The organism is Erythrobacter sp. (assembly GCA_019739335.1).
Lineage (GTDB): Bacteria > Pseudomonadota > Alphaproteobacteria > Sphingomonadales > Sphingomonadaceae > Alteraurantiacibacter.
Genome location: CP073261.1, coordinates 399,625 through 414,579 on the forward strand (window position 1 = coordinate 399,625; position 14,955 = coordinate 414,579).

At 61.4% G+C, this 14,955-nt stretch carries 9 protein-coding genes; 3 read left to right on the top strand and 6 right to left on the bottom strand.

The window, feature by feature from the left end; genetic code table 11:
• Nucleotides 1-570: 570 nt before the first annotated feature.
• Nucleotides 571-846: a hypothetical protein gene (locus JY451_02010; GenBank protein QZH76508.1), complete on the bottom strand. Its 276-nt coding sequence runs from the start codon at nt 844-846 to the stop codon at nt 571-573.
• Between the two features lie 2 nt (nt 847-848).
• On the bottom strand, nt 849-1,223 hold the full coding sequence (locus JY451_02015) for a hypothetical protein (protein ID QZH75417.1): 375 nt from the start codon (nt 1,221-1,223) through the stop codon (nt 849-851).
• A 199-nt stretch (nt 1,224-1,422) separates the two neighbouring features.
• Here JY451_02015 and JY451_02020 point away from each other — a divergent pair, with 199 nt between their 5' ends.
• The gene (locus tag JY451_02020) at nt 1,423-6,228 is read left to right on the top strand and encodes a HAMP domain-containing protein (protein ID QZH75418.1); all 4,806 of its coding nucleotides are present in this window, start codon (nt 1,423-1,425) and stop codon (nt 6,226-6,228) included.
• Entirely contained in the window at nt 6,225-8,216 is a 1,992-nt protein-coding gene (locus tag JY451_02025) for a response regulator (GenBank protein QZH75419.1), read from the top strand. The genes JY451_02020 and JY451_02025 overlap by 4 nt, the downstream gene beginning before the upstream one ends.
• Nucleotides 8,217-8,401: 185 nt before the next feature.
• Here JY451_02025 and JY451_02030 read toward each other — a convergent pair whose 3' ends face one another.
• The 3 genes from JY451_02030 to JY451_02040 form a co-directional block, all read right to left on the bottom strand.
• Nucleotides 8,402-9,004: an SGNH/GDSL hydrolase family protein gene (locus tag JY451_02030; protein QZH75420.1), complete on the bottom strand. Its 603-nt coding sequence runs from the start codon at nt 9,002-9,004 to the stop codon at nt 8,402-8,404.
• A gap of 309 nt (nt 9,005-9,313) precedes the next feature.
• Complete coding sequence (locus tag JY451_02035; protein QZH75421.1) at nt 9,314-11,158, bottom strand: DEAD/DEAH box helicase; 1,845 nt, start codon at nt 11,156-11,158, stop codon at nt 9,314-9,316.
• Nucleotides 11,159-11,329: 171 nt separating this feature from the next.
• Nucleotides 11,330-11,590, bottom strand: a complete 261-nt coding sequence (locus JY451_02040; protein QZH75422.1) for a hypothetical protein — start codon at nt 11,588-11,590, stop codon at nt 11,330-11,332.
• Nucleotides 11,591-11,665: 75 nt separating this feature from the next.
• On the opposite strand from JY451_02040, the gene JY451_02045 reads away from it, so the two are divergent.
• Nucleotides 11,666-13,507 (top strand): ABC-F family ATP-binding cassette domain-containing protein, encoded by a 1,842-nt coding sequence (locus JY451_02045; GenBank protein QZH75423.1) that lies wholly within the window; start codon nt 11,666-11,668, stop codon nt 13,505-13,507.
• Nucleotides 13,508-13,511: 4 nt separating this feature from the next.
• On the opposite strand, the gene JY451_02050 is transcribed toward JY451_02045, so the two are convergent.
• Nucleotides 13,512-14,915, bottom strand: a complete 1,404-nt coding sequence (locus tag JY451_02050; GenBank protein ID QZH75424.1) for a class I SAM-dependent methyltransferase — start codon at nt 14,913-14,915, stop codon at nt 13,512-13,514.
• Nucleotides 14,916-14,955 lie beyond the last annotated feature (40 nt).

The window sequence follows — 14,955 nt, forward strand, 5'->3', positions numbered from 1 at the left end:
CGCACCATAGTACGGGGTCCGCGGTGCCTGTTTGAGAAAGCCAGCCCACTTCGCTAATTTACCTCTTTGCTCTAGGCGATCCGCAGGACAGTGCTGATCACGTGCGTTTCTCGTTGAGCCATTGGAACGTCGAGGTTTTCTTCGAGCGCTTGATCGGCACTGCCGGGCCTGTGAACGTCCGCCGGGATCCCGACAGGAGCCATTCGCTCTCAACAGTGTCTATCCGTTCCGCTGAACGACCGCAATTCTCCCCTTCAATCATGCGCGTCGAACCTATTGCGCACCATACAGATTTCCAGCAGAAGAACTAACCACCCTCTCTTCTACTTGAATGAATAATCGCAATGATTATAAGCGAAAACGCAAATAAACGTATTATATAAAGAAAACTCCTCTCCTCATATGGAATCTGGGAAATAGCGAGCAAAGCATAATTGATCGCGAGTAGCCCGAAGCTTCCTGCAAAAATTAGGAAAAGATGTTGCCTCGTCTTTCGAAAATACTTCAGAAAAAGCAGGCAGGCTACGGCAAACCCCATAACAATTGCGCCAGATAGGAATTGCTCGAGCATCATTCCTGCTCCGCTTCCCAGATAAACCCGAACAGCAAAACCGAGACGGCCAGCAGCGTCAGCCAGAGACGCGCGATCTTCAAGTCAATGTCCGGCAAGATGACCTTATCGATAAGGACCAGCAGGTTGGACAACGCGAGAAAGAAGAAACAGGCAGCGCTCCACAGAAGCACTCGAGATGCCACGAAACGATACTGGCGCAATAGCAGGCCGGCGCAAAGGGCACTGGTGAGGAAGCAAAGCAGGTAGACAAGATCGGGCACAGAACCAATCATCATCATTCCTTTCTCAACCGGAAGGCGTCCGCAAACGCATTGAGTCCGGGCGCCTGGCGAGCAATCATCAGTCTCCGCGCCCGACCCGGAAACTTTTGGTAGAACTCTTTTGCGCGTCGCGCGCACTCTTCGATGGTTCCGTTAACCGGCTGGAACCGTAAGCGGCCGTCGTGATCCACTGATCCGATTCCTGCGGCGACAAGTGCGAGTACGCCTTGCTCAACTACGAGTTGGCTCGCTCTCATTCGCTCCACAAGCTGCGGGTTCGTCAGCCCCTGGCCTTCTGGCAGGTCGATTATCGTGGATAGCAGTTCGAGATCCCAAATCGAAGAGAAGCTGTCACAGATAAACTGTTCGATTTCTTCGTCTGTCGGCATGGCAGACCGTGTTCTCCAGCTTGCAGTTGCGGGTTCATAGGCGGGGAGCGCCCGTCGCGCAAACCCTCTCGCAACACAGATTTTCGCGGTGGCCGGAGGCTGTCAGGAACCATGTTAGCCCTTGTGAATTTGCATGTCGGGGGCAGTCCGAGATTCCTCAACGACAGCCAGAGTCGCATAAAATTCCGTGGAGGATCCGTTGGTTGCTAATCGGCAAAACGAGTGCGCTGAATTGCGCGAAGCTCTCATTACCGCCTTGCACCGTCTTCGTGACGGGGATTTCTCAGTTCGGATACGTCTTAAATCGGACAACTCGCAAGATCGTGAGATCGCCTCGCTCTTCAACGAGGTCGTGGGGCTGAATGAGAACATTACCGGAGAATTCGCGCGGATGTCGCGGATTGTCGGCAAAGAAGGTAAGATTTCCCACCGCGCCGAAGCAAAGGGCGCGAGAGGCGACTGGCAGGCAAAGCTTGATGCGGTGAACTCCCTTGTCGATGACATGGTTCAGCCGACAACTGAGGTCGCGCGCGTGATCGGTGCTGTGGCGAAGGGCGATCTTTCGCAACAGATGGCTACCGAGATCGAAGGCCGCGTCCTCAAGGGTGAATTCCTTCGCATCGGCAAGGTAGTGAATACCATGGTCGACCAGCTAGGCTCGTTTGCCTCCGAAGTAACGCGCGTCGCCCGCGAAGTGGGCACCGAGGGCAAGCTTGGCGGGCAGGCGCGGGTGAAAGGCGTGGCCGGTACTTGGAAGGATCTCACCGACAACGTCAACCTTATGGCGGACAATCTGACCGGGCAGGTCCGCAACATCGCCGAAGTTACCACTGCCGTGGCGCGCGGAGACCTGTCCAAGAAGATTACCGTGGACGTGAAGGGAGAAATTCTCGAGCTGAAAGACACCATCAACACGATGGTCGACCAGCTTAACGGCTTCGCATCCGAAGTGACCCGCGTCGCGCGTGAAGTCGGCACGGAGGGCAAGCTCGGCGGTCAGGCCGAAGTGCCGGGAGTGGCCGGCACCTGGGCCGATCTCACCGACAACGTCAACCTGATGGCGGACAATCTGACCGGCCAGGTCCGCAACATCGCGGAAGTCACGACCGCAGTTGCCCGTGGTGACCTGTCGAAAAAGATCACTGTGGAAGTGCGCGGCGAAATTCTCGAGCTGAAGAACACCATCAACGTCATGGTCGACCAGCTCAGCAGCTTTGCTTCGGAAGTGTCGCGCGTGGCCCGCGAAGTAGGCACCGAAGGGCGTCTCGGCGGCCAGGCGAAGGTCGACGGGGTGGCGGGCATCTGGAAGGATCTCACCGACAACGTCAACGAACTGGCAGCCAACCTGACCGGGCAGGTCCGCAACATTGCCGAAGTGACCACCGCAGTGGCCTCGGGCGACTTGTCCAAGAAGATCACCGTCGACGTGAAGGGCGAAATCGCCGAGCTCAAGAACACCATCAATACGATGGTCGACCAGCTTGGCTCATTCGCTTCGGAAGTGACGCGTGTTGCGCGAGAAGTGGGAACGGAGGGCAAGCTTGGCGGCCAGGCCAAGGTGGAAGGCGTCGCCGGCACCTGGGCCGACCTGACCGACAATGTGAACGAACTGGCGGCCAACCTCACCGGCCAGGTCCGCAACATCGCCGAAGTCACGACCGCCGTGGCACTGGGCGATCTGTCGAAAAAGATCACGGTGGACGTCAAGGGCGAAATCGCGGAGCTGAAAAACACCATCAACATCATGGTCGATCAGCTCAACGGCTTCGCTTCGGAGGTGACACGTGTGGCGCGCGAGGTCGGCACCGAAGGCAAGCTGGGTGGCCAGGCTCGCGTGCCGGGGGTTGCAGGAACGTGGAAGGACCTTACCGAAAACGTGAACATGATGGCGGACAATCTGACCGGGCAAGTCCGGAATATTGCCGAAGTCACGACAGCCGTTGCACGCGGCGACCTCTCCAAGAAGATCACCGTCGATGTGAAGGGCGAAATCGCCGAGTTGAAGAACACGGTCAACGTGATGGTGGACCAGCTCAATTCGTTCGCTTCGGAAGTGACGCGGGTGGCGCGCGAAGTAGGCACCGAGGGCAAGCTTGGCGGCCAAGCGGTCGTCCCCGGAGTGGGCGGCATCTGGACCGACCTGACCGACAACGTGAACCTGATGGCGACCAATCTGACCAACCAGGTGCGCGGCATCGCCGACGTTGTGACTGCGGTGGCGCAGGGCGACCTGAACCGCAAGCTGACGCTGGACGCTAAGGGCGAGATCGCAGCGCTTGCCGAAACCATTAACGGGATGATCGAAACGCTTTCGACCTTCGGCGACCAAGTGACCAATATGGCTCGCGAAGTGGGCGTGGAAGGCAAACTGGGCGGGCAGGCACGTGTGCCCGGCGCCGCAGGCCTCTGGCGCGACCTGACCGATAACGTCAACCAGCTGGCGGCCAACCTCACCAACCAGGTGCGCTCGATCGCTGATGTGGCGACTGCGGTGACCAAGGGCGACCTTACCCGTTCGATCTCCGTGGAAGCGTCGGGTGAAATGGCATCGCTCAAAGACAACATCAACGAGATGATCCGCAACCTGAAGGATCAAACGCTGAAGAACGCCGAACAGGACTGGCTGAAAACCAACCTCGCAAGGTTTAGCCGGATGCTGCAGGGCGAGCGCGATCTCGCCACGATCTCCAACCTGATCATGAGCGAACTCGCTCCTTTGGTGAATGCCCAGTACGGGGTGTTCTATGTCGCGATGGAGGGTGAGGATCAGGACGCCACGCTCGATCTTGTTGCCAGCTATGGCGCCGGAAATCCGCAACAGATGAAGCCGCGCTTTGTCCTACGAGAAGGATTGATCGGACAGGCGGCGGCGGACAAGCTGCCGATACGGCTCAAAAACGTGCCCGAAGACTATCTTCGCATCAGTTCGGGCCTGGGCGATGCAAAGCCTGCGCACCTGTTCATTCTCCCGGCACTGTTCGAGGACGAAGTGAAGGCGGTGATCGAGCTAGGAAGCTTCGACGGGTTCAACGAAACACACCACGGCTTCCTGATCCAGCTCATGGAAACGATCGGCATCGTGCTCAACACGATCGCAGCGACGATGCGAACCGAGGAATTGCTCAAAGAATCGCAGTCGCTGACACAGGAGCTGCAGGCCCGCCAGACCGAACTGACCACCAAACAGGATGAGCTCGCCAAAACGAACGAAGAACTGCAGGAGAAGGCGCAACTGCTCGAATACGAAAAGCGGCAGGTTGAAGCCAAGAACTTTGAAATCGACATGGCCCGCCGCGCAATCGAAGAAAAGGCCGAACAGCTCGCCCTGACATCGAAGTACAAGAGCGAATTCCTGGCAAATATGAGCCATGAATTGCGTACACCGCTCAATTCGCTGCTGATCCTCTCGAAAGTGCTGACCAACAACGAGGAAGGCAACCTCAACCAGAAGCAGACGGAATTCGCCAAGACAATCCATTCGGCAGGGTCAGACCTGCTTAACCTGATCAACGATATCCTCGATTTGTCGAAGATCGAATCCGGAACCGTCTCGATCCAACTTGACGACATGCCGCTTTCCTCGTTGCGCCAGCATGTTGAACGGACATTTTCGCAGGTCGCGGCGCAGAAGGGACTCGGTTTCGAAGTAAACTTCGCTGAAGACCTTCCGGAGATCATCCGTACTGACGAACAAAGGTTGCAGCAGATCCTGCTCAATCTGCTTTCCAACGCCTTCAAATTCACGGCACGCGGGAAGGTCGAACTCGGCGTGAGAATGGCGGTTTCAGGCTGGAGCCCCGCCAGCGCGGTCCTCCGCGATGTCGACCAGGCGCTGGCGATTTCGGTCAGCGATACCGGCATCGGTATACCGCAAGACAAGCAGATGTTGATCTTCGAAGCCTTCCAGCAGGCCGATGGGACCACCAGCCGGAAATATGGCGGCACCGGGCTGGGACTTTCAATCAGTCGCGAGATCGCGGGGCTGCTGGGGGGCGAGCTGCAGGTTACCTCAAGTCCCGGCGAAGGCTCGACCTTTACCCTGTATTTGCCGCTCACGCCGCCGAAGGTCGAAACGCCAGGCGACGGGGCGCACGGCTCGGTTCGCCGTCCCGAACAACCGCTAAATAGTCGGGAGGACAGTTTTGGACGCGCGCCTTACGCCAGCGAGCCATTCGTCCTGCTTGTTGCAGGCGAGCCCACATTGGCGAAAGACCTGACGGAACACGCCCGCAAGGCGAACGTGGTAGCGACCATCGCCTCTACTGGGTCCGCGGCAGTCGCGCACGTACGCCGTTCGCCTCCTGCCGCCATTGTCCTTGATCTCGAACTGGAAGACATCGACGGACTCGTCCTGCTCGACATGTTGCGACACCATCCTGAAACCGCAGGATGTCCGATCCATGTGTTGATCAAAAAACAGGCCACGCCCCTTGTCGAAGGCCTCGCTGTGCCGGGATCGATAGTCGTTGGTCGCGAAAGGAATGATCTTGAAGAGCTGTTCCGCGCTCTGAAAAGTCAGATGGAACGCCACAAGAGTGAAAGCGGGAAAAACGACGAACCTGAACCTGGTGCAGACCACCAAGGGCTTGATGGGCGACAGATCCTGATCGTCGACGACGACATCCGCAATATCTTCTCACTGGCAAGCGTTCTGGAGGCGCAGGGTGCTTCGGTGACCTATTCCGAACGCGGGGCAGACGGAATCGAGATGCTGCGGGCAAACAGGGAGATCGACGCAGCCCTGATCGACATCATGATGCCCGAAATGGATGGCTACGAAACGATGCGCCGGATCCGCTCGGACGAGCAACTCGCATCGGTACCTCTGATTGCGGTAACGGCCAAGGCGATGCGCGGAGACCGGGCAAAATGTCTCGATGCAGGCGCAGACGATTACATTTCCAAACCCGTCGACATCGACCTGTTGATGTCGGTGCTTCGGATCGCGTTTAGCCGGTCATCGAATGCGTCTCACAATATCAAGGCGATGGAGTCGGTCAAATGAAGGAGCCCGAAGCTCCGCATGAACCCGATGATGCGCGTATACTCATTGTCGACGACGACGAGCGAAACCTGCTCGCCTTGTCCGAGACCTTGAAGTCGCTTGCGTCGGTTACCTGCGTATCCTCCGGGAAAGATGCCCTGCGCGAGCTACTTCGCCATGAATTCTCGGTGATCCTGCTCGACGTCTATATGCCGGAGATGGACGGCTACGAAACCGCCGCTGTCATCCGTGAACGTGCCCAGACCGCACAGGTACCGATCATCTTCCTTTCGGCGGTCAACAAGGAAACATCCCACCTGATCCGCGGGTATGAAATGGGCGCGGTCGATTACGTCTTCAAACCAGTCGATCCCGTAATCCTCAAGACGAAGGTCGGCGTTTTCGTCGATCTGTACAATGCCCGCCGCCAGGTAGAGCATCAGGCGCAGCTCGAAAGCAACTTGCGCGAGGCGCATCTGCGCGAGCAGCTCGATCGCATCGCGGCTGAACGCAAGCTGGAAGATAGCGAGCGGCGGCAGGCGACGGTGCTTAAATCACTCCCGATGGCAATATACGAATGTCCCAGTGGTGCGCCGCAACTCGAGCGCGGCTTCGTCGGCGGTGACCTGGAGTATTTTGTCGGCGAAGCGGCGAGCGAAGTCATGGCGGGTGCTCGGCGGTTCGATGAATGGGTCCACCCGGATGACCTCGCTTCCTATGCAGCGAACGATGAGGACACAGGCGACGCAGTGACCATCGAATATCGCTTCACCGGGCCGGATGGCCGCAAGAGGCATCTGATCGATCAACGCACCAAGGTATCGGGCGGCTCCCGCGGTCCACAATGGGCCGGAACGATACTCGATATTACCGACCGTAAGGAGCTTGAAGAAAAGCTGGTCCATGCCGGAAAGCTCGATGCACTGGGTCAGCTGACCGGCGGGGTCGCACATGACTTCAACAACTTGCTTGCCGCGATATTGGGGGGCCTGAACATCCTGCAACGGCGGCTGCAGCTGGAAGATCCTGAAAGACGCATAGTCGACCAGATGAACCTGGCTGCCGAGCGTGGGACGCAACTGGTGAAGCGCCTGATGAGCTTTGCTCGGCGCCAGGAACTGAAGCCTGCGAGCGTAGATCCCCGCGATCTCTGCACCACTGTGGCTGGGCTTGTCGAACACGCTTTGGGAGACCGCGTCACCGCAAACTGGAATTGCGAGGACACCGAACTCAACATCTACGCAGATTGCGCTCAGCTTGAGCTGGCGCTGATGAACCTGGTCGTCAACGCCCGCGATGCCATGCCAGACGGGGGCGAGGTCGACATAACCATTTCTGAATCACCGGCCGGGGCGAGGTTGTATCCTGCGTTGATCATCCGGGTAAGCGATACCGGGACGGGAATGAGCGAAAAGACCCTGCAAAAAGTCACTGAACCGTTCTTCACCACCAAGGAAACCGGAAAAGGTACTGGTCTTGGGCTGTCGATGGTTGCTGGCTTTGTCGACCAGTCGGGCGGCGAACTCGAGATCACGAGCACCCTCGGGGCGGGAACAGTAATCGAAATGGCGCTTCCGGCAACTCCGCGTTCCTCGAATGTCGATGCAGAGGGAAAATGCGAGGCGTTGTCATTTTTCAATGGCAAGAACCTGGCATTGATCGATGATGACGAGGGAGTGCGTGTGGTGCTTTCGGAACAACTCCGCGATGTGGGAGCGCACGTGGTGGCGTTTGCATCGGGTCAAGAGGCAATCGAGGTCATCAAAAGCGGCGACGGGAATTTCGACCTTGTGATCTCCGATTTTGCCATGCCGGATCTCGATGGGCTCGAAACGCTGCAAAAAATAAAGGGGATCGCCCCAAAGGCCGCCCGCGTCCTGATGACCGGCAACACCAATCACAGTAAGCTGTCGGATTTAAGCGAGATCCCTTTGGTGCACAAGCCGGTTAATCTACAAACGCTTGTCAATATTTGCTTTAAATTAGGCGAAAAAGCAGAATCCCCCTGAGATGGATTTCAGAATTCTATCGTTAGAAACTCTATAATGTAACTGCTTGATGATACATTTGGATTGCAGCGCGCATAAGCTTCCTATTCGTTGAGGCTGGTATCTTCGCATCTCAGGACATGTAGGGGAGGCACTGATGTTTACGACCTTTGGGTGCTGCCGTGTCGTCTCGCTGCGTACTGGGCTTACCGACACGACTCCGCCACAGCCTCGCGCCATGTCACAGCGCCTGCTGGCGACTGGTGCAGTCCGTCCGACGTTTCGTAGGCAATCGGTGGAACCAGCACCGCGCCGTGCTTGTCGGCCAGTTCCACCAGCGCGGCGTTGAACGGCGCGGCTTCCGCTTGCATGGCCGGAAGTGAAACGACAATCAGCGGGCGTGGCAGATTGCCCAGCAATCTGTCCATTTCCTCGCGCCAGGCCGCCAGCGACATGCCCCGGCGCGCGTCGTTTGTGCCAAGCGCCACCATAGTCAGTTCCGGTTGGAGGGAACGCGCCAGCTCCGGCCCCGCCTCCACCATATCGGAAAGGCGCGCCATCGAAACACCCGCATTGAAGACTGGCAGGCCGCACAAGGTCTGAAACCCGGAGCGCTCGGTCAAGCTGTCCCCGATCAGCAAGGCCCCGCCCTGCGGTGTGCGCTGCGCTTGCTCGGTCAGCACCCAGGCACGGCGCAGGATATACTGCTCGCGTTCGTCGGGAGCGGACCAGCGGCCCGCCGCAAAACCTCCGGTCAATGCCCCGATAAGTGCTACGCCGATGCCCCCTGCGAGGAATAGCTTGTTCACGAGACACACCTACCCCCCAACCCGCACGCCTGCAACAGACGGATCCGATCCGCGCAGTCGGTGGAGGCTGGGCCGCGTCAAGTTGGGCCAGTCGCGCCACCTCCACGCGAGCGCAGTCGGCAACTAGGGTAACGAGAGAGCCAAGGGGAATATTCGGCAACGCGTCGATTTCGCCTTGATGGACGAGCAATGCTGCGTTCGCCACGCACTCCAGCAAGGGGGAACCGGTCACCATGCCGGTCCCAGAGAGACGCAGGCAGCCTGAGCGCAAAATCAGTAGACAGCGGGCGAACTACCGCGCCTTTCCCCTCACCTCGGCTTCACAAACCCCTTGCGCGGCTTGCCCTTGCCCGCTTGCGGCGGGCCGGGAGGCGTGCGCGGTTCAGTGCGGCGGGGGGGCTTGCCGTCGCGGGGCGGGAAGCCGCCGTCGTTGCCCTTGCGGTGCGGCTTCTTGGGGCGCGGGTTGACGCGGGCACCCGCTCCGGGGGAGCCGCTGCGGCCATCGCGGCCTGAGGATTCGCGCGGGGGTTCGCCCGACGGCTGGATGTTGACCTCGCGGCCATCGCCCTCGCCTTCCTCGGGCGATCCGGCAGTGCGCAGCAGCGCGTCGCCGAACTTCTCGGCAATCGCGCGGGGCACCTGGAAATAGGTTTCCTGCGGGCCAATCCGGATCGCGCCGATTTCGTTGCGGGTAATGTGCCCACGGCGACACAGCAGCGGCAAGATCCAGCGCGGATCGGCGTTCTGCCGCCGGCCGATATCCATGCGGAACCACACCACGTCTTCGAAGCCGGGGCGATGGCGATCGGCCTGCGCGGCGCGCTGCGCATCGGGCGTGTTGGCGATCAGCTCTTCCGGTTCGGGCAGCTTGGCGCGGTGCGCGTGGACGAGCATGGCGGCAATATCCTGCGGGCTGCGTTCGGCGAGCAGGCGCTCGGCCAGTTCGCGGTCCGCATCTTCCACCTCGACCGGTCGCAAAAGCGTTTCGAGCAAGCGTTCGTGATCCTTGGCCACAATCGCATCGCGATCCGGCGCGGAAATCCATTCGGCATTGATCTTGGCCTGCCGCAGCATTCCTTCCACCCGCTTGCGCCGGGTGAACGGCACCACGATCACCGCCGTGCCCTTTTTGCCCGCGCGCCCGGTGCGGCCCGAACGGTGCTGGAGCGTTTCGGCATCGCGCGGCACTTCGACATGGACGACGAGGCTGAGGCTCGGCAGATCGATCCCGCGCGAAGCGACATCGGTGGCGACGCAGACCCGCGCGCGCCGGTCGCGCAGTGCCTGCAGCGCCTGATTGCGCTCGCTCTGCGAGTGCTCGCCCGACAGCGCCACCACGCCGAACCCGCGTTCCTGCAATGTGGCGTGGAGATGGCGGACATTGTCGCGCGTGGCGCAGAACAGCATCGCCGTATCGGCTTCGTGAAAGCGCAGCAGGTTTACCACCGCATTCTCGATTTCGGACGGCGAAACGGTCATCGCCTGATAGGTGATGTCGCCGTGCCCGCGTTCTGCGCCAATGGTGGCGATCCGCAGCGAATCGCGCTGGTAGCGGCGGGCGAGCGCCTCGATCGGGCGCGGCATGGTGGCGGAGAACAGCAGGGTGCGGCGGCCCTCGGGGGTCGCGTCGAGAATTTCCTCGAGCTCCTCGCGGAAACCCATGTCGAGCATTTCGTCGGCTTCATCGAGCACCACGGCGGCAAGTGCCGAAAGATCGAGCGCCCCGCGTTCGAGATGATCGCGCAGGCGGCCCGGCGTGCCGACCACGATGGTCGCGCCCGATTGCAGCGCGCGGCGTTCCTGCGAGGGGTTCATTCCGCCGACGCAGGTGGCAATCCGCGCCCCGGCCTTCTGGTAGAGCCATGCAAGTTCGCGGCTGACCTGCAAGGCCAGTTCGCGCGTAGGGGCGATCACCAGCGCCAGCGGCGATCCGGCCTGCCGCACGCGCCCGTCCTCGCCCAGCACCTGCTCGGCCATGGCCAGCCCGAAGGCGACCGTCTTGCCCGATCCGGTCTGAGCGGACACCACCAGGTCACGGCCCTGCGCCTGAGGTTCGAGCACAGCGGCCTGCACCGGCGTGGGCGCTGCATAGCCGCGCTGCGCAAGCGCATCGGCGAGGCCGGGGGAAAGTTCGGGGAAGGTCAGTTCGGTCATGATTAGGCACTTTTCGGGCAATAGCGACGCGGCACCACGGGAGTGGCGCGGGCGTGGCGGAATTTGGCGGAACGGCACGGACGGGCTCGGTTCTTCGTCTGCCGACACGCGCCCCTTACACGCAAAAATGCGTTTTGGCTTGGATAATTTGTGCAGGTGCTAACTGGGGAGCTAATCCGGCTCGGCAGCGGCCAGCATGTCCATCAGATTTCGGGCGGCCTCGCGGTCCTCTGCCTGGGCGAAAGCGACATCCAGATCGGGCGCGGAATCGAGCATATAGAGCACGCTCCACAGCGCGAACCGCCGCCCCCGGTCCTTTTCCAGCCCCAGATCGACCAGCATCCGCTCGACCCCGGCGGGCAGGGCGGCGGGTCCGACCTTGGCGAGGTCCGGGGTGCCGAAATAGCGTTGCAGCAGATCGCCCATGTCCATGCGCGGGCCTTAGTCGAATGTGCCTTGGCATGGAAACCATTTGGCTAAACCCGCCATACTGCTAGGGGGCCGCCCATGCTTACGATTGACGGCCTTACCGTCCGGCTTGGCGGCCGGCCCATCCTCGAACGCGCCAGCGCCACTGTGCCGCAGGGCGCGCGCGTCGGGCTGATTGGCCGCAATGGAGCGGGCAAGTCCACGCTGATGAAGGCAATGATCGGCGAAATCGAACCCGACGAGGGCGAGATCTCGCGCCCCTCGCGCGCGCGGATCGGCTACATCGCGCAGGAAGCGCCGAGCGGCTCCGCCACCCCCGAACAACTGGTGCTGGCCGCCGATACCGAGCGCGAGAGCCTGCTCGCCGAGGCCGAGACCTGCACCGATGCTGAGCGCCTCTGCGAAGTTCACGAGCGCCTACTCGCCATCGATGCCTACAGTGCCCCGGCGCGGGCGGCGAAGATCCTCAACGGGCTGGGTTTCGATGAGGAAATGCAGCAGCGCCCGGTGGACAGTTTTTCGGGTGGCTGGAAAATGCGCATTGCGCTGGGCGCGCTGCTGTTCTCGGAGCCCGACATCCTGCTGCTGGACGAACCTTCGAACCACCTCGATCTCGAAGCAACGCTGTGGCTGGAGAACTTCCTCAAGTCCTACCCCGCCACCTTGCTGGTCATCAGCCACGAGCGCGACCTGCTCAACAAGGTGGTCGATCACATCCTCCACCTGCAGGGCGGAAAGTTGACGTTGTACACCGGCGGCTACGATGCTTTCGAGAAGCAGCGGGCTGAGCGCGCGGCGCAGCTGGCCGCGGCCAAGGCATCGCAGGATGCGCAGCGGGCGCGGCTACAGGACTATGTCGCACGCAATTCGGCCCGCGCCTCCACCGCCAAGCAGGCGCAATCGCGCGCCAAGATGCTGGCCAAGATGCAGCCGATCGCCGCGCTGATCGACGATCCTTCGCTGACATTCGATTTCCCCGATCCAGAGGAACTGCGTTCGCCGATGATCCAGCTGGAGCACGCGGCGGTCGGCTATGGCGCAGCGCCGCCGGTGCTGGCGAAGCTCAACCTGCGGATCGACGCGGATGACCGGATCGCGCTGCTGGGGCGCAACGGTAACGGCAAAACCACCCTCGCCCGACTGCTGGCGGCGCAGCTTTCCCCCGCCGAGGGCGGCATGATGGCTCCCGGCAAGATGAAGGTCGGCTATTTCACCCAGTACCAGGTGGAGGAACTGGCGAGCGACGAGACTCCGCTGGCACTGATGACGCGCGCGATGGACGGCAAGAGCCCCGGCGCGGTGCGGGCGCAACTGGGGCGGTTCGGCTTTTCCGGCGCGCGGGCCGAGCAACGGGTGGAGAAACTGTCCGGCGGGGAACGCGCGCGGCTGGCGCTGGCGATCATCACCCGCGACGCACCCCACCTGCTGATCCTCGACGAACCGACCAACCACTTGGATGTCGATGCCCGTGAAGCGCTGATCCAGGCGCTGAACGGCTATTCGGGGGCGGTGATACTCATCAGCCACGATCGGCACATGGTGGAATTGACCGCCGACCGGCTGGTGCTGGTCGATAACGGCACCGCGCGCGAATATGCGGGGAGCATGGAGGATTACATCGACTTCGTACTGGGGCGCAACCAGCCGAAGCCCGCCAAGCCTGCGGTGAAGCCCGGCGGCGGGAATGCGGCGAAGAATGCCTCGCGCGCGAAGTTCATCCGGTCCGAACAGCAGAAGAGCGAAAAGGCGATTGCCAGGCTGACGGCGCAAATTGCAGAGATCGACGCGGAACTTGTGTCGGTTGGCGGCAAGCGGGCGGATGAACTGCACCGCACCCGCACCCAGGCTGGCGAGAAGCTGGCAAAGGCCGAGGCCGACTGGATGGCAGCGGCAGAGCAGCTTGAGGCTTTGGGCGAGTAGCCAGCTACCGCAGCATCAGCGCCGCCTTAGCCAATTGCTCCACAGCCGCACTGGCAGAAACTTCGCCACCATAGTCGCTCGCACCCCAGTCACGTTCCAGCGTAGCGCGATCGCGGGTGCCATCGAGCAGCGAAAGGAAATGGCGCGGCCCCGGCTGCATCGTCACGACCTTGAGATCGAGCGAAAACAGGATCGGCATTCCCAGCACAACCTGCGCCCGTACCAGCGGACTGGCTTCCGGCCGCTCCCCGGGTTCGACGGTGCCGGGAAAAGGCAGCGCGTGGAAATTGATGATGCCGTTGCGATAGAGATCGAGCAGCGCCTCGCAGTGTTCGGCTGAAGCGGCAAACTGCGCCAGGGGCAACCGCACCGGCCAGGCCTTGCCTAGCGCTTCGAGGAAATCGGCGAGCGCCGGATCGGAGATCTCGAACGGGCCTTCTTCGTGCTGGAATTCGGTCGGGCCGGTCCGGTCGAGGCGGGCGCTGGCGACCAGCTCGGCAAACGCGGTTGCATCAAGTGTGCGGGCCACAGCGCGCCCTTTGCGCACGAAAAGCGACTGGTGGAAGAAGGCGGCAACCTCGTAATCGCTCGCCTGTGCGGCGGCCACGACAGCCGCATCGTCCATCGCCTGACCCGGCATTCCGTCGCCTACCATCTTGGGCACGGCATCGTTGAGGAAGGCGAGATTGTGTCGCCCCGCCGCCTCCACCACTGCGGTGAGCGACTGCGGCGCATAGCTTTCGCCCAGTTCATCGTGGAACAGCGAGCCGTCGTTTTTCGCCAGCATCGGTTCGGCCACCTTGCGCAGGGCTTGCAGAACCACGCGTTCATTCTCGCGCGGGGCGGAGAAATTCCGCAGGACCTCGCGCGCCTTGGCGATCCGCGCCTCGCCCTCAAGCCCTTGAGAGGCATGGCGAATCATGTCCCGCACCGCCATCCGGAGATAGCCGCCGGGCAGCGCGTTATAGCTTACGAAAGCGATGCCTTCGGGCGACAGGACCCGGTCGATCAGCCGCCACATCGCCGCCTGCACCGCTTCGGGAACCCAGGCGTAAAGCCCATGCGCGATCACGTAATCGTAAGTGCCGGTCGCATTGTCCGCCCAGTCGAGCAGGTCGCCCACCACCACCTCGACATTGCCCAACCCAGCCTGCGCCACCAGCGCCTGCCCCCGCGCAACCGCCTCGCGCGAAAGGTCGAAACTGGTGAAATGCGCCTCCGGCAGACCCGCCGCCATCCCCGCCAGATTGAGCCCGTCCCCACCCGCGATCTCCAGCACCCGGCAGGTACGCGGATCGGGCGCGGAAAGGCCATGCAGTCGCGCCAGCGCAGCGAGATGCGCCGGATGGGTGGAGGGATAGGTGGCGGCAGGATACTCCACCGCGTCGTAACTCGTCTGCTCGCTCATCGAAGCCCCCCTCGTCCAGAGGCAAGGACTAACCGATTCA